The 17,638-nt window shown below is 37.5% G+C and carries 34 protein-coding genes and 1 pseudogene; all 35 read left to right on the forward strand.

The window, feature by feature from the left end; all coding sequences use genetic code 11:
* Nucleotides 1-35: 35 nt before the first annotated feature.
* The 35 genes and pseudogenes from NST14_RS11690 to NST14_RS11865 all read left to right on the forward strand — a co-directional run bounded on the left by NST14_RS11690 (nt 36) and on the right by NST14_RS11865 (nt 17,623).
* Nucleotides 36-227: a helix-turn-helix domain-containing protein gene (locus NST14_RS11690; RefSeq protein ID WP_073535962.1), complete on the forward strand. Its 192-nt coding sequence runs from the start codon at nt 36-38 to the stop codon at nt 225-227.
* Between the two features lie 56 nt (nt 228-283).
* Nucleotides 284-553: a helix-turn-helix domain-containing protein gene (locus NST14_RS11695; RefSeq protein ID WP_073535961.1), complete on the forward strand. Its 270-nt coding sequence runs from the start codon at nt 284-286 to the stop codon at nt 551-553.
* A gap of 10 nt (nt 554-563) precedes the next feature.
* Nucleotides 564-731 (forward strand): hypothetical protein, encoded by a 168-nt coding sequence (locus NST14_RS11700; protein ID WP_175556101.1) that lies wholly within the window; start codon nt 564-566, stop codon nt 729-731.
* A complete protein-coding gene (locus NST14_RS11705) occupies nt 728-1,048 on the forward strand; it encodes a hypothetical protein (RefSeq protein ID WP_073535960.1) in 321 nt (106 codons plus the stop codon). The genes NST14_RS11700 and NST14_RS11705 overlap by 4 nt, the downstream gene beginning before the upstream one ends.
* Nucleotides 1,049-1,222 carry a hypothetical protein gene (locus NST14_RS11710; RefSeq protein WP_175556106.1) on the forward strand — a complete coding sequence of 58 codons (174 nt, stop codon included), beginning with the start codon at nt 1,049-1,051 and terminating at the stop codon, nt 1,220-1,222. It abuts the gene before it with no gap.
* Between the two features lie 58 nt (nt 1,223-1,280).
* Nucleotides 1,281-1,496: a YqaI family protein gene (locus tag NST14_RS11715; protein WP_073535959.1), complete on the forward strand. Its 216-nt coding sequence runs from the start codon at nt 1,281-1,283 to the stop codon at nt 1,494-1,496.
* A 78-nt stretch (nt 1,497-1,574) separates the two neighbouring features.
* Nucleotides 1,575-2,510, forward strand: a complete 936-nt coding sequence (locus NST14_RS11720; protein WP_073535958.1) for a lambda-exonuclease family protein — start codon at nt 1,575-1,577, stop codon at nt 2,508-2,510.
* Between the two features lie 15 nt (nt 2,511-2,525).
* Complete coding sequence (gene recT / locus NST14_RS11725) at nt 2,526-3,332, forward strand: recombination protein RecT (protein WP_073535957.1); 807 nt, start codon at nt 2,526-2,528, stop codon at nt 3,330-3,332.
* 171 nt (nt 3,333-3,503) lie between these two features.
* Entirely contained in the window at nt 3,504-4,490 is a 987-nt protein-coding gene (locus NST14_RS11730) for a DnaD domain protein (protein ID WP_073535955.1), read from the forward strand.
* Nucleotides 4,444-5,253: an ATP-binding protein gene (locus NST14_RS11735; protein WP_073535954.1), complete on the forward strand. Its 810-nt coding sequence runs from the start codon at nt 4,444-4,446 to the stop codon at nt 5,251-5,253. The genes NST14_RS11730 and NST14_RS11735 overlap by 47 nt, the downstream gene beginning before the upstream one ends.
* A 5-nt stretch (nt 5,254-5,258) precedes the next feature.
* Nucleotides 5,259-5,447, forward strand: coding sequence for a hypothetical protein (locus NST14_RS11740; RefSeq protein ID WP_073535953.1), 189 nt, complete (start codon nt 5,259-5,261; stop codon nt 5,445-5,447).
* Nucleotides 5,428-5,688, forward strand: coding sequence for a YpiB family protein (locus NST14_RS11745; protein ID WP_341118752.1), 261 nt, complete (start codon nt 5,428-5,430; stop codon nt 5,686-5,688). The genes NST14_RS11740 and NST14_RS11745 overlap by 20 nt, the downstream gene beginning before the upstream one ends.
* Before the next feature lie 261 nt (nt 5,689-5,949).
* Nucleotides 5,950-6,237, forward strand: a complete 288-nt coding sequence (locus NST14_RS11755) for an AbrB/MazE/SpoVT family DNA-binding domain-containing protein (protein ID WP_073535951.1) — start codon at nt 5,950-5,952, stop codon at nt 6,235-6,237.
* Nucleotides 6,237-6,851 (forward strand): hypothetical protein, encoded by a 615-nt coding sequence (locus tag NST14_RS11760; RefSeq protein WP_073535950.1) that lies wholly within the window; start codon nt 6,237-6,239, stop codon nt 6,849-6,851. Before NST14_RS11755 ends, NST14_RS11760 begins: the two co-directional genes overlap by 1 nt.
* Nucleotides 6,851-7,300, forward strand: a complete 450-nt coding sequence (locus NST14_RS11765) for an MFS transporter (RefSeq protein ID WP_239693908.1) — start codon at nt 6,851-6,853, stop codon at nt 7,298-7,300. Before NST14_RS11760 ends, NST14_RS11765 begins: the two co-directional genes overlap by 1 nt.
* Nucleotides 7,297-7,494 carry a hypothetical protein gene (locus NST14_RS11770; protein WP_073535949.1) on the forward strand — a complete coding sequence of 66 codons (198 nt, stop codon included), beginning with the start codon at nt 7,297-7,299 and terminating at the stop codon, nt 7,492-7,494. The genes NST14_RS11765 and NST14_RS11770 overlap by 4 nt, the downstream gene beginning before the upstream one ends.
* Nucleotides 7,495-7,586: 92 nt before the next feature.
* The gene (locus NST14_RS11775; RefSeq protein ID WP_073535948.1) at nt 7,587-8,066 is read left to right on the forward strand and encodes a dUTP diphosphatase; all 480 of its coding nucleotides are present in this window, start codon (nt 7,587-7,589) and stop codon (nt 8,064-8,066) included.
* Entirely contained in the window at nt 8,063-8,479 is a 417-nt protein-coding gene (locus NST14_RS11780) for a DUF1064 domain-containing protein (RefSeq protein WP_073535947.1), read from the forward strand. Before NST14_RS11775 ends, NST14_RS11780 begins: the two co-directional genes overlap by 4 nt.
* Before the next feature lie 14 nt (nt 8,480-8,493).
* Entirely contained in the window at nt 8,494-9,225 is a 732-nt protein-coding gene (locus NST14_RS11785; RefSeq protein WP_073535946.1) for a 2-methylcitrate dehydratase, read from the forward strand.
* Nucleotides 9,226-9,294: 69 nt separating this feature from the next.
* Nucleotides 9,295-9,459: pseudogene (locus NST14_RS11790) on the forward strand (zinc-finger domain-containing protein); the annotation flags it as partial.
* A 33-nt stretch (nt 9,460-9,492) separates the two neighbouring features.
* Entirely contained in the window at nt 9,493-10,191 is a 699-nt protein-coding gene (locus NST14_RS11795; RefSeq protein ID WP_239693911.1) for a hypothetical protein, read from the forward strand.
* A 9-nt stretch (nt 10,192-10,200) separates the two neighbouring features.
* On the forward strand, nt 10,201-10,602 hold the full coding sequence (locus tag NST14_RS11800; RefSeq protein ID WP_073535944.1) for a hypothetical protein: 402 nt from the start codon (nt 10,201-10,203) through the stop codon (nt 10,600-10,602).
* Nucleotides 10,595-11,323: a sigma-70 family RNA polymerase sigma factor gene (locus NST14_RS11805; protein WP_445662293.1), complete on the forward strand. Its 729-nt coding sequence runs from the start codon at nt 10,595-10,597 to the stop codon at nt 11,321-11,323. The genes NST14_RS11800 and NST14_RS11805 overlap by 8 nt, the downstream gene beginning before the upstream one ends.
* The gene (locus NST14_RS11810) at nt 11,320-11,514 is read left to right on the forward strand and encodes a hypothetical protein (RefSeq protein WP_073535943.1); all 195 of its coding nucleotides are present in this window, start codon (nt 11,320-11,322) and stop codon (nt 11,512-11,514) included. The genes NST14_RS11805 and NST14_RS11810 overlap by 4 nt, the downstream gene beginning before the upstream one ends.
* Before the next feature lie 250 nt (nt 11,515-11,764).
* Nucleotides 11,765-12,238 carry a hypothetical protein gene (locus tag NST14_RS11815; RefSeq protein ID WP_073535942.1) on the forward strand — a complete coding sequence of 158 codons (474 nt, stop codon included), beginning with the start codon at nt 11,765-11,767 and terminating at the stop codon, nt 12,236-12,238.
* 44 nt (nt 12,239-12,282) lie between these two features.
* Nucleotides 12,283-12,654 carry a DUF7448 domain-containing protein gene (locus NST14_RS11820; protein ID WP_073535941.1) on the forward strand — a complete coding sequence of 124 codons (372 nt, stop codon included), beginning with the start codon at nt 12,283-12,285 and terminating at the stop codon, nt 12,652-12,654.
* 38 nt (nt 12,655-12,692) lie between these two features.
* Nucleotides 12,693-13,112: a YopX family protein gene (locus NST14_RS11825; protein WP_239693907.1), complete on the forward strand. Its 420-nt coding sequence runs from the start codon at nt 12,693-12,695 to the stop codon at nt 13,110-13,112.
* Between the two features lie 35 nt (nt 13,113-13,147).
* Complete coding sequence (locus NST14_RS11830) at nt 13,148-13,351, forward strand: Acb2/Tad1 domain-containing protein (protein WP_000662953.1); 204 nt, start codon at nt 13,148-13,150, stop codon at nt 13,349-13,351.
* A gap of 251 nt (nt 13,352-13,602) precedes the next feature.
* Nucleotides 13,603-13,779 (forward strand): hypothetical protein, encoded by a 177-nt coding sequence (locus NST14_RS11835; RefSeq protein WP_002170415.1) that lies wholly within the window; start codon nt 13,603-13,605, stop codon nt 13,777-13,779.
* 38 nt (nt 13,780-13,817) lie between these two features.
* Nucleotides 13,818-14,084 carry a hypothetical protein gene (locus NST14_RS11840; RefSeq protein WP_073535940.1) on the forward strand — a complete coding sequence of 89 codons (267 nt, stop codon included), beginning with the start codon at nt 13,818-13,820 and terminating at the stop codon, nt 14,082-14,084.
* Nucleotides 14,085-14,108: 24 nt separating this feature from the next.
* Complete coding sequence (locus NST14_RS11845) at nt 14,109-14,282, forward strand: hypothetical protein (protein ID WP_175556105.1); 174 nt, start codon at nt 14,109-14,111, stop codon at nt 14,280-14,282.
* A 44-nt stretch (nt 14,283-14,326) separates the two neighbouring features.
* On the forward strand, nt 14,327-14,695 hold the full coding sequence (locus NST14_RS11850) for an ArpU family phage packaging/lysis transcriptional regulator (RefSeq protein WP_073535939.1): 369 nt from the start codon (nt 14,327-14,329) through the stop codon (nt 14,693-14,695).
* A 448-nt stretch (nt 14,696-15,143) separates the two neighbouring features.
* On the forward strand, nt 15,144-15,353 hold the full coding sequence (locus NST14_RS11855; RefSeq protein ID WP_073535938.1) for a hypothetical protein: 210 nt from the start codon (nt 15,144-15,146) through the stop codon (nt 15,351-15,353).
* 73 nt (nt 15,354-15,426) lie between these two features.
* The gene (locus NST14_RS11860) at nt 15,427-16,365 is read left to right on the forward strand and encodes a terminase small subunit (protein WP_073535937.1); all 939 of its coding nucleotides are present in this window, start codon (nt 15,427-15,429) and stop codon (nt 16,363-16,365) included.
* Nucleotides 16,352-17,623, forward strand: a complete 1,272-nt coding sequence (locus NST14_RS11865; protein ID WP_073535936.1) for a PBSX family phage terminase large subunit — start codon at nt 16,352-16,354, stop codon at nt 17,621-17,623. Before NST14_RS11860 ends, NST14_RS11865 begins: the two co-directional genes overlap by 14 nt.
* Nucleotides 17,624-17,638: the final 15 nt, after the last annotated feature.

A 17,638-nucleotide genomic window follows, 5' to 3' on the forward strand; every position in this document is an offset into this window, starting at 1 on the left:
AGTTTAACAACAAAAACGGAAGAGAGGAGTTGCATATGAAAACTCTAAAGCAGCTACGTGTAGAACAAGGTTATACATGTAAGGAAGTAGCTGAAGCCGTTGGTATTACCGAAGTGTACTATTGGTACATAGAAAATGGCAAACGCCGTCCTTATTATGACCTAATTGTAAAAATTGCTGAGTTTTTAAAAGTGAAACTAGATGCAATCAAAATTTTTTGTCCTTAACTTAACTAATAGTTAAGTGAAAGTTGGTTAAGTTAAATAGAGAGGAGTAAAACAAAATGACCATTGAAGAACAAATCCAACAAGCAGTATCAAAAGCAATCCAGCCATTAATGGAACTTCTTCAAAATCAACAGTCGCAATCTAACCATCAAAAGCCTTTACTTACGTTAGAAGAAGCGATGGAGATTTTGGGAGTCGGAAAGAACAGAATGTACGAAATTGTTAAAACTGACGGATTCCCAGCATTTAGAGAAGGAAAACGATGGATGATCATTACTCATAAATTTTATGAGTGGATGGAAAAGCAAGCTGAAAAAATCGTATAGGAGGGATTTAGTGGAAGTGATATTGGTTGAAAGTACATTCAGCCTTTTAATAACAGCGGTGGTTATTGTGTCATTCATGGGTGGCGTAGCGTTATTTGATGCATTCGAAAAGCTTATCAAAGAGAATGAACAGTTAAAAAAAGAAAATAAACAATTACGGAAGGTGAAGAGAATATGAGCATTAAAGCACCAGTTCTACCAAAAGACATGCAAAAGAAACAAGTGTTAGATGAGTTCTTACTACATTGTAATCAAAAGCAAATTGAAGCGCTTAGAGAGCGTGATGCAAATGCATTATGTGAATGGATTAAGGAAGCACGACTAGCTAGAAGGGAACTTGCAGCACTGTATCGAGCGAAAGAAAAATATGATGAAGAACATGAAAGAGATCGTAAAAACATTTTAGGAATCATCCAGCGGTTAAGAAGTCAGGGTGTTGATGCAAGTGCGGTGGTAAGAGCGCATTACATAACTCTTTGCGAGGAGGTGAGCTAAGTGAGAAATAAGTATGAGGGTTACTGTTATAGATGTGGTAAGAAGGTCGGCGTAAGAGAAGGTCACTTCGAACGATTCAAAGGTGGATGGAGATTACAACATGCTACATGTGCCATTGAACATCGAAAGTTGAAAGAAAACAAAACAAACCGTCCTACGCCTAGAACGGTTTGAAGTATGACGCATGGCTAGTATAACATATTTCATTCTTCTGTGGAAGGAGGTGAACAAGATGCTAGATAACCCGATGGCGATGCACAACGGTTACGGCAAAGCTGACCCGCAAGAACAAATGATTGATCATCCAGTTGAGGATGCTTTAGGAAATGAAATTCTGCCAGGTGATGAGTTTTTGATGGCACCAGATGGTGAAGTAGTTTTGAGAGAAAACATTATGGATTACATGATTACGCAGCTTGGATTTGAGAAGAAAACTGCTGGGGAATAGAAAAAGGACTCACGGCAATGAGTCCCCTTTAAAAGATAAGTTATGGCTAGTATATCACAGAAAGCGAGTGAATAGAACATGCAAGCAAAAGTATTGGTTAATACACTCAACATGGACCACACACAATGGTTGCAAGCACGTACGCAAGGTATTGGCGGTTCTGATGTTTCTGCAATAGCAGGTTTAAATAAATGGAAGTCAGCGGTGCAAGTGTTCCTTGAAAAAACACAAGCGATTGAAAAAAAAGATATACAAAGTGAAGCGGCATACTTCGGTAATGTTTTGGAAGAAGTAGTTGCAAAAGAATTTGCGAAACGTACCGATTTAAAGGTGCAACGCAGAAATGCAATCCTCCAGCATCCTGAATATCCGTGGATGTTAGCAAACGTAGACCGATTAATTGTTGGTGAAAAAGTTGGACTTGAATGCAAAACAGCGTCGGAATATTTAAAAAAAGAGTGGGGAGATGAAGAAGTTCCAGCAGCCTACCTTCTCCAATGTCAACATTATATGGCTGTAACTGGCTATGAAGCATGGTGGATTGCAGTACTAATCGGTGGTAATAAGTTCGTTCATAAAAAAATCGAACGAGATGAGGAATTGATACAGTATCTTATCGATATTGAAAAAGACTTTTGGCTCAACAACGTTGAGAAGAACGAGCCACCGATGTTTGACGGTTCGGATGCATCAACAGAATTACTTAAACATTTATATCCAGAATCCATTACAGATAGCTTTGTAAGTTTAGGCAAGCAAGAAGAACTTCTCATTGAAGCGCGTGATCAAGTGGATAGAGAGATTAAAGTGTTACAAGAGCAAAAGGCAGAGTACGAAAACAAAATCAAAGCAAAGCTTGGTACAAGTGAAGCTGGTGGAACTGAGAACTACAAAGTTTTTTGGAAGTCCTACACAACTAATCGTTTTGATAGCAAGCGATTTAAAGCAGATCATCCTGATTTATATGAGCAGTATGTTAAAGAATCTAAAGCAAGAAAATTCACGGTTAAATAAGGGAGGAAATAAATAATGGCAACTAACAAAGATGTTAAAAATCAATTAGCAAATCGTAAGGCGAGCGCACCTGTAACACCTGAACAAACAGTGGAAGCGTATATGAAGAAAATGGCTCCACGTTTTGCAGAAGTATTACCAAAGCATATGAGCATGGATCGGATGAGCCGAATTGCCTTAACAACGATTCGTACAAATCCAAAGCTACTTGAATGCAAAGTACCGTCACTGATGGGAGCTGTTATGCAAGCCGTACAATTAGGGCTTGAACCTGGATTACTAGGTCATTGCTACATCTTACCGTATAAGAGTGAAGCGACTTTCATTATCGGATATAAAGGCATGATTGATTTAGCGAGACGTTCTGGTCATATACAAAGCATTTACGCTCATGCAGTGTACGAAAATGATGAGTTTGAATACGAGTTAGGTTTACACCCTCAACTGAAGCACAAACCGTCATTTGGTGATCGTGGTGAGTTTATTGGAGCGTATGCAGTCGCGCATTTCAAAGATGGTGGGCATCAAATGGAATTTATGCCAAAGAGTGAAATTGAAAAACGTAGAGGGCGTTCAGCTTCAGCAAATTCTAACTATAGCCCGTGGAAAACAGATTATGAGGAAATGGCAAAGAAAACAGTGGTTCGTTATATGTTTAAATACCTACCAATTAGCATTGAAGTGCAGTCACAAGCGCAGCATGACGAAGTAGTTCGAAAAGATATCACGGAAGAACCAGAATTCATTGAAGCTGATCCAATTGAAGTAGATCAATCAGCCGAAGGGAATGGACAAGCAGAATTCGTGATTGAAGGTGAGTGACAAATCAAAGGTGCTACTCTCTCGCAAATTGTGGGAGAGAGCACAATCAAAAGATGAATTAAAACAGTCGATTGCACGTTATATACAAACTGGATATCCAGGTTACCGAATAGAGAAAGTCATTAAGGAAAATGAGTCTTACATCGCGATTTGTGAGAGGGAGTGAATCATTTGAACAGCAAGGTGCTACAAATTGGACAAATGAACTTCCGTGGAAATGTGATAGATCATGGTTGGTTTAAAACAATCACATTAGACAACGGAAAGCCATATGTAATTGCCATTACCATCTTAGGAGAAGTTGTTTATTGGTATAAACCAACAGAAATAAGGAATGAAGAATCAAATCAAGTAAAGTACAAACAGAAATTTAAGGCGGATATGCTTCAAAAGAATTATCAACAGCTCGCAGATTCATTTGGCTTTACTAAAAGACAAGTTAAAGATGCATGTGATTATTTAAAAGATAGAAACTTGCTTCATATTGAATTTCGAACGGTAATTGTAAATGGGACAAGGTGCAATAATGTGATGTTTATTGAACCTGTTCCAGAAGAAATACAAAAAATATCAATTTTATATTGGGGAAATGGTACCCCTCCTACGTTGAAACGTAATAGCCCACCTACGATAGAAAGTAATAGCCTATTACGTTCAAACGTACCACCCTCTTACGATAAAACGGAGGAACCTCCTACGTTAGAACGTAAGACAAATACAGAGATTACTACAGAGATTACTACAAATATAGATGATGATGGTAACCATCATCCATTAATTGATCCACAGTTTAAAAATAGCTTAGAACACCTAATGAAAAGTAACATTCCATTAAGTGTAATTGCAGAGCAGGAATTAGGAGAGTTTTGTGATTCGTTTGGTAGTGAGCTAGTAAATAGAGCAGTTGATAAAGCTATCGATGAAAATGCTCCAAGATGGGCTTACATTCGAAAGATTTTAATCAACTGGCAAAAAAGCAACGTGAAAACATTGGCAGATGTAATCAAGCTTGATGAGGATTATAAAAACCAAAGAGGTGGTGTAGAAAATGCAACACGTAGGGGACGCGTTGGCAAAGGTTTTAGTACGGGCAGAAGCTATGAGGAAGAAAATGCAAGCCGAGAACGCAACATGCCAAGCTTCATTAAACGAGTATAGATGTTTAAAATGTCAGGATTCAGAAGTGGTTTTTTACGAAGAAGTAAATCAGTTTGGTATGCGAGTGGCAATGCAAAAGGATTGCGAATGTAAAGCGCAACGAGTACTGGAACGTAGGCTGAAAAACGCGATGATTCCAGAGGAATTTACGGATGCGCGATTTGATTCATACAAGCGAGAAACAGAAGAACAAAAGCTTTTGTATAACACGATGGGGAAATACTTGCAGAACTTCAAAGAGATCAAGGAATCAAAACAAAATAGCTTGGGATTCATCGCAACGTTTGGAGAACTCCGGATTAAGCAATTAGAACCAGCCAAGCGAGCACAAGCAAAGAGAGAACATAACAGTTTTGGACTTGGCAAAACGCATCTTCAAGTAGCTGCAGCAAAGTACCTCATGAAGCGAGGACATAGCGTACTGCTTATATCAGACGGAACTTTCATGGATGATCTTATTGCAGCGAAGATGATGAACGATGATAAGAAAGAATTTAACCGATTATTAAACCACGCAAAACAAGTAGAGGTCCTCATCTGGGATGACTTAGGGAAGTCAAAATGGTCAGAAGCCAAAGAGAACCTCTACTATCAAATTATTGATTATCGGTATCGCCATAATTTGCCGATTTTATACAGCTCAAATGAAGACGATGAAACATTACCTGAAAAGATTGGTTATGCAGCAAAGAGCCGTTTGTTCGGCATGAGTAAACATTATTTAATCGCTGTAGAAGGCGATGATTATCGTGAGAAGGAGTGAAGAAAATGTGCATGACATGTAGTAACACTGGTGTAGTTCATACGGAAATTTATCCCGGGGCAATAAAGATTGAAGGTTGTACGTGCGAGGTAGCAAAGCAGCAAGAAGTCGCGCAAAAAGAAAATTGGGATGCTTGGATACAAAAATTTGAAGGATGGAAAAGGGGGTTACTGCATGAGCAACGTGTCGGTTGAGAAAAAGCGTGAGTTTGTTAAGTGGTTTTTGAACAATTTTCAATGTAAGTGGCGTGAAAGTGTATGGACTTTAAATTACTTAATGAGCCATGATCAGTTATTGCAGCAAGTTCATTTCGTTGAACATGCAAGAGGAAATTATTCAAGAGCTATATTCATTTCAACAACATGTGTAGAAACGAAGCCTTTTGTTTTTTACCGGAATGGTTTAGTCGGTACTGATCCAGATAAAGCATTTTAACATATCCGACATAATCGTGATGAAGATATCTATATCGAATTAAACTTCGCTGATAAATATAAATTCCCGCAATTCATCGAAGTGCTAGAAGGTGAAGGTACGGACGAAACAGACTTACCAATGGCGACTCGCATGGAATTGGCACAGGTGGTTAACAACTTAGAAAAGCTCGGTAAAGCGCAACTCATCGATTATGCGTTAGACACAAGAAACGAAGAACTGTTCCGCAAGTTGATTGCAAATTAAGGGGGAGAAGAAGCCATGAAAAACACTGGTATCGTAAGAAAAATAGATGAACTTGGTCGTGTAGTGATTCCGAAAGAATTACGTAGAACATTAGGACTACATGAAGGAACGGAATTAGAAATCCATGTAGATGGTAAAAACGTTGTTCTTGCAAAGCATGAGAAGGTTTGTGTAGTAACCGGTGAAGCATCCGATGCAAATATTGAGCTGTTCGATGGACAAGTCGTTGTCAGTCAGAAGGGAGCAAAGTTGCTGATTGATTCCATCTTGCGTGAAGGTGAAAAACGGGGGTGGTTGGATTGATGAAGACCAAGGGATTAAGTCGCGGTGAAATATTGTTAGGCATGGAACAAGGCGTCTTTAAAGTTGGTACTAAGTTTAAGGATGTATCAAAAAGCGGTGTTGGAGCGATTGCTCGTATTGTTTGCGATGAAGCTTGTGAAACAGCTTTATATTGGGAAAAGGAAGAACAAGTTGTGCAGCTTCGCAATTGTTTAACAGAAAAGTGGGATTTGATAGAAGAGCCAAAGTTTGAAGTCGGTGATTGGGCTGTTATTGATGGGAATGTTTGCAAAGTAACTGACATTCATAATGATGATGAATTTATAGTTGATAAAATCAGTCGCTTAAAAAATCAATTCATACCAAAGAAATACATTGAACGAAAAGCTAACCCAGAAGAAATCGCGCAAGAAAAGAGACGTAGAGTGTTTGCGAAAGTTGGACGTGAAGTGGATGAGTTTAAAGAGGGAGATTATGTCGAGTACTTGGGTGAAAGATTCCAATTAAAGTACGATGACCTTTGCCAGGAAGTTGCATTGAAAGGTGCTTTAACAATTGTGATGTCAAGAAGCTTTGATAAGAGTCAATTAAAACCAATCTATTTCGTAGACAACATGGTAAAGGAGGATGACTGATGAGCTTTCTCCTTTACAAGTTCAAACTCACAACCATTTTTGAACATTGGCCGAACGAAGAATTTGTAGTAGCCGAAACGGAAAGTAAAGCAAGATTCCTGTACTGGCAAAAGTTCAGAACCAAATTTTTAACGATGTCGATGGCAGAATTCATGAAGTTTGTAAAGTGTGAGAATGAAGGTGTTTTTGATATCAAGCGTATGTATAGTGCGGAACAAGCATTCAAGAAAATGCAAAACTTTCGAAACCTACACTTCGCTTACATGGGTATGCGAGTAAACGTAGCTGGCATGTGGGGTACGATTGTTGGAAACTGGAAAACTAATTTGTTCGTTTTGTTCGATGGCGAAATTGAGAAGCACAACTGCCATCCTTTCTGGGAAATTGCTTACTACGATGATGAGGGGAATGTGATTCGAAGCTATCAAAAAGGAGAGTATGCAATTTGAATGAGCAAAACGGTAAATTATCCAATATTGAGTTTGAAATGATTCTTGATGATTTTAAAGGTCAATTGCATTTGCAAATTCAGTATCATGGGGAACTTGCAAAATTATATAAAGCGAGATTTGATGCGTTGGTAAAAGAAGGATTCACGCAAGAACAGGCACTTGATATTGTTGCTGCTCGTGGGATTAGTTAATAAATGTTGAAGGGGATGGATGGAATGACAAACTTTCAAAATGGTGTTTACGAAATCACTTTACTGATCAGCGAAGCGAAAGGGGAAAAACGATGAATTTACCGCAGCTATTTCAAATGCAAAAAGTGTTAGATGAACGGATTGTTCAAGAACACGGGATTGAAGGGAAGGTATTATTGTTAGAAAAAGTGGTAGCTTTACGAGTGGAATTAGCTGAACTTGCAAACGAAACACGTTGCTTTAAATATTGGAGTGATAAGCCTGCATCAGGACGAGAGATAATCTTAGAGGAATACGTGGATGGGTTACACTTTATTCTTTCAATTGGTCTGGAATTAGGAGTAGATAAATCTCTTGAAACGTTGGACATAAAACCATTCTTTTGCGATAAAATTGCCGAGCAATTTAATAAATTATTTATACTCGAGTGGAACTTTAAGTTTGATTATGAGTTCGGTTTAGATTTATTTATAGCCCTTGGTGAAATGCTCGGATTTACTTGGGGAGAAATTGCAGCGGCATACCTGGAAAAGAACAAGGTAAACCATCAACGTCAGGATGATGGATATTGAGTAAGTACAACAACAAGAAAGTGAACCTAGACGGTCATGTTTTCGATAGTAAAGCGGAAGCGGATTATTATTCCGGATTAAAAATACGCCAAGCTGCAGGTGAAATCACAAGTTTCGAATTGCAACCGAGATTCACCTTGCAACCAGCGTTTATAAAGAACGGCAAAAAATATCAAGCAATTACATACAGTGCAGACTTCATGGTTTATTTGCCAAATGGTGATGTGGAAGTCGTCGACATAAAGGGTATGGTTACCGAAACATTCGCGGTGAAAAAGAAGATGTTCGAATATAAATATCCACATTTACAGCTCATCTTGCTAAAGCATGGAAAGAAATACGGCGGCTTTATCACACTTGATGAGTACAACAAATTAAAACGTGAAGAGAAAAAACTAAAACAAGTTAAATAAAGGGAGCGGATCATATGTCATATATCGAATTCAAACCAACGTTAAAGAAAGTAAATCTTAAACCGGGTGGTAAAAAAGAAATCGTTTTGGAAGTAACAGATGATTCGTTAAATGGAAGTATGGAAGCACTATCTGAAATGATTGATATCAAAGTGGATGTTTCAATCGAATCTCTTGTGGTGAATTACAATGTGAAATTAAACGCGAAAACAAACAAGCCGTTAACAGAATATGAAGTAGACGATAAAGGCGTTGTGCAAGAAGTGAAACAAGCGTATGAGCAAATGGAAGCGGATTTCGATATCCCGGAAGAAAAGATCCAAACGCGTGAAGAGAAAGAGCAAACAGACCGTGAAATCGTTGATGCGTTTATCATTAGCGGTTTAGCACCAAGTTTTGAAGGAATGCCGAATAAATTACCTGAAATCGTGAAACGTCGTATTGATGGTGAGTCTTACTTAAAACTTGCAAGCGAGCTCAATATGTCATCCGGGCAAATCATTGAAGTTATCGATGAGTATCGTAAACGTGTTGCTCCATTAGCGATTAAATGGCACGAATGGAAAGAGAAACAGCCTGATGTAGCAGAGCAGCCAAAGGCAGAAGAGAAACCGAAGGAAGAAACAATGGCGGAAGAACCGGTTGTAACGGAAGAAGAGCAAGTGCAAGAAAAAGAATCGAAATCTTCTGATGAATCTGAAGGCGCTGATGAGGACAAGCCTTTCAATGAAAAATTAGAAGACTAACAATTACAGGTTGGTAGTATAACAATTTCGTTGTACTACCTGCCTTTCAATCTCATATGGGGTGATGGATTGAACAAAAAGGAGAAACGGCAGGTCCGACTTAGGATTTTAAATATACAAGATGATCAGTGTAAAGGCTGTACGAAGGTTCCGAAATATAGTAACACTTGCAAAAACCATAAAACTTCATGGTGTTCAGAGAACTGTGAAATCGGTGAAAAACTAAAAAGTTTAGGTGAAAGCCTACTCGAGGGGAGAACGGAACATATGGCTGAACAAAGAAACTGGGATCAAATTTGTACGACTGCTGAAAAATTACGAGCTGCAGATAGTAAGAAATGGACTTGGGGAAGACTTTCTGAACACTTAGGCGTAAACGAAAAAACTTTGTATCATCACGTTTCGAAAAGACGAGAAGCAAACAGAACGCCTATCAAGCGCGTAGGCGCATCAAAGAATCCGCAGAATACAAAACCATCACCACATCCTCAAAACGTTCAAAATACGAAATCTGAACCGCCAAAATTTAATTCTGTAGTGGCTAAACATATTGAGAAAGCAGAAACGTTAGATGTTTCTTGGAAAGAGCGATTAAATGACATTCTTGGTGAAAAAGACACACTTCGAAAAGAGTTAAGCGAAGTATCGAAACTGTACGAGGAATTAAAAGATATAAAAGAAAAACTAGCGCAAGATCTTATCGCAGAAAAGAAGGCACGCTTTGAAGCAGAAGATGCACTAAAGCTATCGCAAGAGCAGCTACAATCTCGTGATGAGGATTACAACACATTACTTAACGAATTTAATGTGATTACGGAAAAGAACCATGAATTGGAGCATGATCTTCGAAAAATGCATATCAATGTACGTGCCGCAGAAGAAACAGCTGCAAAAGAACGTGAACATCGCCTTGAGTTACAAGGTAGAGCACAAGCGCTCGGTATGGCGCTCAAAGTAGTTTTATAGGTGAGCGGTATGAAACTGACAAAAGAAGAACGAAAAGAGCTCACATACCAAATTGGTGACATTATCGAGCAGAAATGCAGACGTTGTTATTATAATCGTACCTCAAATGAATGTTTTAGTGTGAATGAGTGTAAAGCATGCCCGACTGGTGAAGAATTACGCCAGTTGGGTAGATACTTGGATACACAACCGAAAAAGAATGGTGGGCCAAGAAAAAGGGTACCAGTTGGATTAACGCCTGAAATTGTAAGAGGGTTAAATCAAAAGGGAATCCCAGATACAGAAATCAGCATTATGTATGAGCGCAGTTTTACTTACGTTGGAAAGCTCAAGAAGAAGTGGGAACGTGAAGGGAAATGGACAGGACCAACTAATATGAGAGAAATCAAAAGGGGTGGAGCGAGTGGCTGAAACAGTTGATGTAAAAGGGATGCCGGATGATGAGTTTATGAAGAAATACAAAAATCTTGTTTATAATTTCGTTTGGAAAAAATACAGTTCGACTGCTGAAGTGATTAAGAGTAATACGGGTTTAGAAATAGATGATTTAATTCAATACGGCATGATCGGTTTACTGAAAGCGAGAGAGGGCTTTAATCCAGAGTATGGATACAAATTTACTACTTACGCTATACCAAAGATATTTGGCATGATCGCAGTGAATATTAGAGATGCCCAAAAGGTAAAGTTACCGCGTTCTGTATATTACTTGAAAGGGAAAATCATGAGATACGGGCTTTCAGAAGCGAAACCAGAAGAAATCAGCAAGCAGTTGGATGCACCTATTGAAGAAGTTAAAGAGGCTTTACGCTATCAACATATGACAAAATCGTTAAATGATATTGCTTATTCAACAGGGAATAGCAATGAAGATGTAACTATAGAACAAATGTTGGTTGATGAATCTTCAATGAGTAAAACAGAAGAAATTGAAGATGGAATGTTAGTTCATTCTTTTGTTCAGACATTACAGGATCGAGAAATGATTGTGTGGGATATGCACTCGCAAAATAAATCACAAGAAGAAATAAGTAATTATGCTGGAGTGAGTCAACCGCATATTAGCCGCATATTAAAACGAATCAACGAAAGAGCTGCAGCATTCGGCAAGGAACAGGGGGTGGCGAAATGATTGTAACTGTATTAGGGATATATTTGATGCTTGGTTCGCTTTACAGCTATTGGTGCCGAAACAAGGGATTAGATCAGATTATCGAAAAGGTGCCAGCTCCAGTTGCATTAATAATCGCCTTCTTCATTCTCTTTTGGGCACCGATATTGGCGTTAGATATGTATAACCGGTTCTTCAAGAAGAAGGAATAAAAAAAGGCTAGGAGTTCTCCTAGCACTCAAAAAAGGAAGTAATTAAATAGAACAATGAAGAGTAAGGCAGAACCCTTATTTTCTGTCTTAACTATTGCCTTGCAAGTTGATTATATAACGTTTGGGAAACAAATAGTGCGAATTACATCAGTCTTAACAAGTGTTTTACGTATCATTAATATATTTTAAGTTATTGATAAAAAATAAAGTAATACAATTTGAATTTTATTAGAAAAGGAGAATGAGAGATATGCCAAATTGGTGTGAAGGTACTTTTAAAGTTAGAGGAACAAAAGAGGATGTTAGAAAGTTTTTATTGGAAGCATTAACTCCTATTCCAAATGGATTTTTTGAACAAACGCCTGCTGAAAAAATCGTAGAGGAAGATGAGTATGAAATCTTCATCAAGTCAGAAAATGCTTTTCATATTAAAGGAACACGTCGGAATTTTATAGAGAGTAACATTCAGCATTATTTTGAAGATGATGAAGATAAATTAGAAATATGCGTACTGGAAGATTATAAAGCGGCTTGGGGAATAGATGCAGCACCATTAGCAACCTTATCTAAAGAATACAACGTGGATATAAAAGTTTATGCGTTCGAGAAAGGGATGGAATTCAACCAAGATGTTGAGATCCATAAAGGCGAGATTATTAAGAACGTAGAGATTGAATTTGATGATTATATGTGGGAATGCATCAATCCTAATATGGGCGGATGAGAATCAAACAAAAGCGTTATTTTGGAGAAAAGGGTGGATGAGAAATGAATTATGTATCATTTGATATTTTAGAAGGAAAAGTTTTAACAGAAATTAAACAAGACGTTCCAGATGAATTGTTGTTCTATACTTCTGATGGGGAAATTTACAAGATGTATCACCAACAAGATTGCTGCGAGTCAGTTGGAATTGAAGAAATTATCGGGGATTTAGATGATCTTATTGGTTCGCCTATAACAATGGCAGAAGAAGTTAGTCAAGATGGCCCAGATAATGATTGGGGAAGTAGCACTTGGACGTTTTATAAATTAGCGACAATCAAGGGATATGTAACGCTTCGTTGGTTAGGGGAATCGAACGGATATTATTCTGAATCAGTCGATTTTGTAAAGATAGAAATCGAAGATGAAATTTAAACAAAATAGTTATTTGAAAACGAAAGGGAGAATGGATGATGGAAGAATCTAAGTTTAGAGGTAAATGTGAAGGGAATTGGATGTATGGAAGCTATGCTAAAACAGGAGCGGGATTACATTATATCGTTCCTCAAAATTTAATTTCAAATCAATTACTTGGTTATGTTGTAGACAAAAAATCAGTAGGACAATATACAGGTTTGAAAGATAAAAATAGCAAGGAGATTTTCGAAGGTGACAGTGATGGATTTTACATTGTAAAAAAAGGAGAATTTCCAGTTAGGTGTCATGAAACAGGTGAAATTATCGATACCGCTGTTGGATGGTACTTGGATCCTATAGATAAATCAGTTGAGCCATTCAATTGGGAAATCCCATTAAATAATTTTTGGATTAACAGATTAGATGATGGTTTCGATAAAAATATTTACGATAATCCGGAGCTACTGGAAAACTAAATAAAATCTTTATTTTGGAAAAGGAGCTAAAAATCATGAAAGAACAAATTAAAAAGAACTTTACTTACCATCCACCTAAAGAGGGACAAACAGAGAAGTTTGTAGATATTAGAAATGAAGCTTTACATTTTGCAAATTTAATTGATGGATCATGCCCGAATAGTCGTGAAAAATCATTAGCCTTAACAAAACTTGAAGAAGCTGTTTTTTGGGCTAATGCAAGCATTGCAAGGAATTAATTAAAACAAAATCGTTATTTGAATAAATGGTATATAAACAAAGAAGAGCCTGATATGGCTCTCAGGCTCTTCCCTCAATAGCAAAGAGTAAGTCTTTTAATTACTCTTCTGCTATATAATACACCAAGTTTGTCAGTTTGTGTAGAAAAATGTCGAAATATGAAATGTTTCATATCAGATTATAAAAACGTAAAGAAGTTAGATCGATAATTGAATAAAAACGCTATTTTATTAGAAAGGGGAGCTGAGAAATGGAGATGAGTATGTTTCCAAGCATACCAACTTTTAAATTATCTGAATTGGACGGGAAAAATGTTGTATTGAAATACGGTGAATCAACTGATGGAGATATGACACATAGAACATTATGGGCGATTGAAACGAACGAACAAGGTGAACGCAAAGCGTATTTACTGATAGAGAAATAGAACAAAAATTTCATTTTGTATCAAAGGGAGGAAGCAAAATGGAATGCAAACATAAATGGGTAGACATGGAAGATGGAACGAACGACAAGCTCTGCGTGAAATGTAGTAAGAAAGTGAAACAAATGCAAATCACACTACCTATAAGTCTTCCTATTAGTGTTAATGCATCTTTGCCAATGGCGAGGGAGAAAATGACTATAAACTCATATGGCCGTTTACAGGAAGTTTATAAAGATGAATGGGAAGCTGAGTTTTATAGAAAAGGAGGGATTGGAATTAATTCTTTTAGAAACTCAACAAAATAATCTTTCGAAAGCGAGGTTTTGAAAATGAAAGCTAACGCAAAGTTTTTAGGTGAGGATGGAATGTTAGGGATGGAGTTTAAGGAAAGAACGATTCGTGTGTATAACACAGAAGGAAATGTGATGGAATTACTTTCAACAAAAGAACAGGTTCAAGAAACTATCGATTATTTAAAAGAATGTCAGAAAGAAATGAAGTAATGTCCTAAAATGCAATCAGATCGAACGGAGGGGAACCGTATCGTATGAATCAACCTTCTAGGCATGTAAATGAAAAGGAAATACGGCCTTTCGTGATAGAAGAGTTACAAGAATACCGCGTGTTAAAAGTGAAATTTAAAAATATAGAAGAGCAAGCGGCGTTCGGAGTCGAATTATTATTTCCGGAACTAAGGAAATGTACAGAAGATGAAATCAGATATAGACAATTAAAGCGAGCGTTTGAAGAAGCACTTGATGAGGACGAGCAGCAAATACTCAAAATGAAATATATGAGTCGTAAAGAGTTAAATGATGAATACATTTATACTGTGCTTGGGATGAAGAGAGGAAAGTATTATAGAAAGAGGAAATCAGGTGTTTTACGGTTTGCAAAAGCGCTTAGTATGACATAGAGATGGAACTTTTCGGGTACCGTTTAGGGCACTATTTTGGGCACTAAATCAGGTACCTTTTTACATTGGAATCAACGATACGATATTCCTACAGTTACTTGTTCTTTGAAAAGAGCATAACGTGGGGATAACGTATCTATGCGCTCATAATCCATGATCATAGCCCCTTTATCAAAACGTTACTCGGTCGGAATGGACGGAGAATGAAAAGGCGAAAAGACCAATTACATGTATATATTCAGCCGCGGTGCATTTGTATCGTGGCTTTTGTGTTTCTTATTGAGCCTAGTATGATTGCTGGGTTGATTGGTGACATGAATATAATGTTGTACGGATAAAAAATATTATTTTGAATTGAGTGAAATTGTCGAACATTATTGTATAATGGTATATAGATAAAAGTGATAGTTAACTTTTATTAATTCATAGAAGAGACGGAGGAATAACATTGACACAAGAAATGGAAATCGATTTAGAGGGACGTGTTTTAGTGAAAAACACTGTGTTAGAACAAACGGCTACAAAAATAGTTACTGTTAGTGAATATGATGACGGTACTATCATTAGATTCACTCAAGAAGCTGGTAAAGTAAATGTTGAATGTAATAAAGATTTAGTTCTTCAAGAAGACGGTAAGACAGTAAAAATCGTTGACTAATTAAAGCACCCAATGAGGTGCTTTTTCTTTTGCACAAAACAAACTCGAACGTGAGGTGGCAGGTGAGATGTAGATGGCGAGACAGCGTAGTCCAGATCGTGATAAAGCATTCGAAATATACAAAGCGAGTAATGGTGAGAAGCCACTTGTTGAGATTGCAAAGGAGCTAAACCTGAAGCCATCTCAAATCAGAAAGTGGAAATCACAAGATAAATGGGATGAACAATTAAAAGGTAACGTTACTATTGCGAAAAGGAGCGTTACTAATGTTAAAAATCCCAAGACAAAAGCCAAGTTAAAAAAGATGCTAGATGATGAAGAGTTGACGGAACAAGAACGGCTCTTTTGTTTGTATTACGTGAAGTATTTCAACGGTACGCAAGCTGCACTGAAAGCTGGTTATGCCAAGAGTAGTGCGCATGTTACGAGTAGCCGGTTACTGAGAAGAGAACGTGTAGCATCATACATCCGAGAGATTAAAGGCGAAATGGTTGAGAATATTTTTGTAGAAGCGATGGATGTATTGAATGAATACATCAAGATTGCTTTTGCGGATATTACGAATTACGTGACTTTTGGAAAGAAAGAAGTACAAGCAATGGGAGCCTTTGGGCCGTTAGAAGATGATGATGGAAATCCAATTATGGTTGAAATTAATTATGTAGATTTTTCGGAATCAGATGAGGTCGATGGGTCCATTATTACCGAAGTGAAGAAAGGGAAAGATGGCGTGTCTATTAAGCTTGCTGACAAGATGAAAGCACTTGATAAGCTGGCGATGTACTTCGATTTAGTGCCTGATAACTTCAAACGAAAAATTGAAGAAGAGCGTCATAAGATGCATATGGAAGTACAGAAAGCGAACATAAAGAAAGCTAATGCTGAAATTGCAAATCTAACTGGTGATGAAGATGATGATAATGCAGAAGCAATTCAAGATTTCTTACAAGCTACTGCTCCTGATCCAGAGAAGATGAAAGAAGTATTTGGTGATGCAGATGGCGAGGATTAAAAAGCGTAAAACCAAATCGTTTAAGTTCCAGCCGTTTTCAAATAAACAATTACAACTATTATGGTGGTGGCGAGATGGTTCGCCCTATGAGAATCATGACATCGTTATTGCAGATGGCGCGATTCGTTCCGGTAAAACAATTTCGATGATTTGTAGCTTCTTGCAATGGTCACAGGAAAAGTTTAAAGGCGAATCATTTATTATTGCCGGCAAATCAATTGGCTCATTAAAACGTAACGTAATTAATCCAATGATACAGATACTTACCGCATGGGGATGGCGATATGATTACAATCGTTCTGAAAATTATCTGCAAATTGGATGGAATACGTACTACTTATTTGGTGCTAATAAAGAGAACTCGCAGGATACACTCCAGGGTTTAACTGCTGCTGGTTCATTAGCAGATGAAGCTGCTCTATTTCCTAAATCATTTATTGATCAAATGATTGGGCGTTGTTCTGTTGATGGTGCAAAGATATTTATGAACTGTAACCCAGGTTCACCATATCACTTTGTAAAAACAGAACTTATCGATAAGAAAAAAGAGAAGTTAGTTTGTCACTTGAAATTCACGATGGATGACAACTTATCTCTTTCTGAGAAAGTGAAAGACCGCTTTAAACGTATGTTTAGCGGCGTGTTCTATCAACGCTATATCTTAGGTTTATGGGTAATGGCAGAAGGCTTAATATACAGTATGTTCAATGAAGAGGAACATGTTGTACCGTCGCATCCGAGAAAATATGAACAATATTATATCTCTTGTGACTACGGTACCCAAAACCCGATGGCATTTGGCTTATGGGGATTATCAGGTGGCATTTGGTATAAGGTGAAAGAATACCATCATGACGCTCGTAAGAAGAATTTACAGAAGTCAGATGAACAATATTATGATGATTTGGTTGAGTTTGCAAACGGTCTAACTAAGCGTATTATCGTAGACCCGTCCGCAAGCTCATTTATTATTTTACTGAAACAAAAAGGTTGGAAAGTGAAAAAGGCAAAGAACGATGTATTAGATGGAATACGTAATGTAGCGACTGCATTAACAACGGAATTAATTAAATTCTGCGATTGTTGTAAAGAAACACTACGTGAGTTCTCTTCTTATGTATGGGATGAGAAAGCGATGGAACGTGGTGAAGACAAACCAGTTAAGCAGAATGACCATCAGATGGATAGTGATCGTTACTTTGTTAATACAATTATCTTGAAAGGTAATGAAGCGGTATTTAGTTCGTTTGATCGTTGATTTTAGGAGGTGCGC

Source organism: Bacillus sp. FSL W8-0519, assembly GCF_038005585.1.
In the GTDB taxonomy this organism is placed as follows: Bacteria; Bacillota; Bacilli; order Bacillales; family Bacillaceae_G; genus Bacillus_A; species Bacillus_A paranthracis.

Coding starts and splice junctions, on each gene's coding strand:
- NST14_RS11825 (WP_239693907.1), top strand. CDS start 12,693: ATGGAAGAATCTAAGTTTAGAGGTAAATGTGAAGGGAATTGGATGTAT.
- NST14_RS11785 (WP_073535946.1), top strand. CDS start 8,494: ATGTCATATATCGAATTCAAACCAACGTTAAAGAAAGTAAATCTTAAA.
- NST14_RS11690 (WP_073535962.1), top strand. CDS start 36: ATGAAAACTCTAAAGCAGCTACGTGTAGAACAAGGTTATACATGTAAG.
- NST14_RS11820 (WP_073535941.1), top strand. CDS start 12,283: ATGAATTATGTATCATTTGATATTTTAGAAGGAAAAGTTTTAACAGAA.
- NST14_RS11775 (WP_073535948.1), top strand. CDS start 7,587: ATGAATTTACCGCAGCTATTTCAAATGCAAAAAGTGTTAGATGAACGG.
- NST14_RS11845 (WP_175556105.1), top strand. CDS start 14,109: ATGAAAGCTAACGCAAAGTTTTTAGGTGAGGATGGAATGTTAGGGATG.
- NST14_RS11720 (WP_073535958.1), top strand. CDS start 1,575: ATGCAAGCAAAAGTATTGGTTAATACACTCAACATGGACCACACACAA.
- NST14_RS11755 (WP_073535951.1), top strand. CDS start 5,950: ATGAAAAACACTGGTATCGTAAGAAAAATAGATGAACTTGGTCGTGTA.
- NST14_RS11715 (WP_073535959.1), top strand. CDS start 1,281: ATGCTAGATAACCCGATGGCGATGCACAACGGTTACGGCAAAGCTGAC.
- NST14_RS11865 (WP_073535936.1), top strand. CDS start 16,352: ATGGCGAGGATTAAAAAGCGTAAAACCAAATCGTTTAAGTTCCAGCCG.
- NST14_RS11830 (WP_000662953.1), top strand. CDS start 13,148: ATGAAAGAACAAATTAAAAAGAACTTTACTTACCATCCACCTAAAGAG.
- NST14_RS11705 (WP_073535960.1), top strand. CDS start 728: ATGAGCATTAAAGCACCAGTTCTACCAAAAGACATGCAAAAGAAACAA.
- NST14_RS11735 (WP_073535954.1), top strand. CDS start 4,444: ATGCAAGCCGAGAACGCAACATGCCAAGCTTCATTAAACGAGTATAGA.
- NST14_RS11745 (WP_341118752.1), top strand. CDS start 5,428: ATGAGCAACGTGTCGGTTGAGAAAAAGCGTGAGTTTGTTAAGTGGTTT.
- NST14_RS11760 (WP_073535950.1), top strand. CDS start 6,237: ATGAAGACCAAGGGATTAAGTCGCGGTGAAATATTGTTAGGCATGGAA.
- NST14_RS11800 (WP_073535944.1), top strand. CDS start 10,201: ATGAAACTGACAAAAGAAGAACGAAAAGAGCTCACATACCAAATTGGT.
- NST14_RS11835 (WP_002170415.1), top strand. CDS start 13,603: ATGGAGATGAGTATGTTTCCAAGCATACCAACTTTTAAATTATCTGAA.
- NST14_RS11740 (WP_073535953.1), top strand. CDS start 5,259: ATGTGCATGACATGTAGTAACACTGGTGTAGTTCATACGGAAATTTAT.
- NST14_RS11850 (WP_073535939.1), top strand. CDS start 14,327: ATGAATCAACCTTCTAGGCATGTAAATGAAAAGGAAATACGGCCTTTC.
- NST14_RS11765 (WP_239693908.1), top strand. CDS start 6,851: ATGAGCTTTCTCCTTTACAAGTTCAAACTCACAACCATTTTTGAACAT.
- recT (WP_073535957.1), top strand. CDS start 2,526: ATGGCAACTAACAAAGATGTTAAAAATCAATTAGCAAATCGTAAGGCG.
- NST14_RS11815 (WP_073535942.1), top strand. CDS start 11,765: ATGCCAAATTGGTGTGAAGGTACTTTTAAAGTTAGAGGAACAAAAGAG.
- NST14_RS11860 (WP_073535937.1), top strand. CDS start 15,427: ATGGCGAGACAGCGTAGTCCAGATCGTGATAAAGCATTCGAAATATAC.
- NST14_RS11840 (WP_073535940.1), top strand. CDS start 13,818: ATGGAATGCAAACATAAATGGGTAGACATGGAAGATGGAACGAACGAC.
- NST14_RS11810 (WP_073535943.1), top strand. CDS start 11,320: ATGATTGTAACTGTATTAGGGATATATTTGATGCTTGGTTCGCTTTAC.
- NST14_RS11795 (WP_239693911.1), top strand. CDS start 9,493: ATGGCTGAACAAAGAAACTGGGATCAAATTTGTACGACTGCTGAAAAA.
- NST14_RS11695 (WP_073535961.1), top strand. CDS start 284: ATGACCATTGAAGAACAAATCCAACAAGCAGTATCAAAAGCAATCCAG.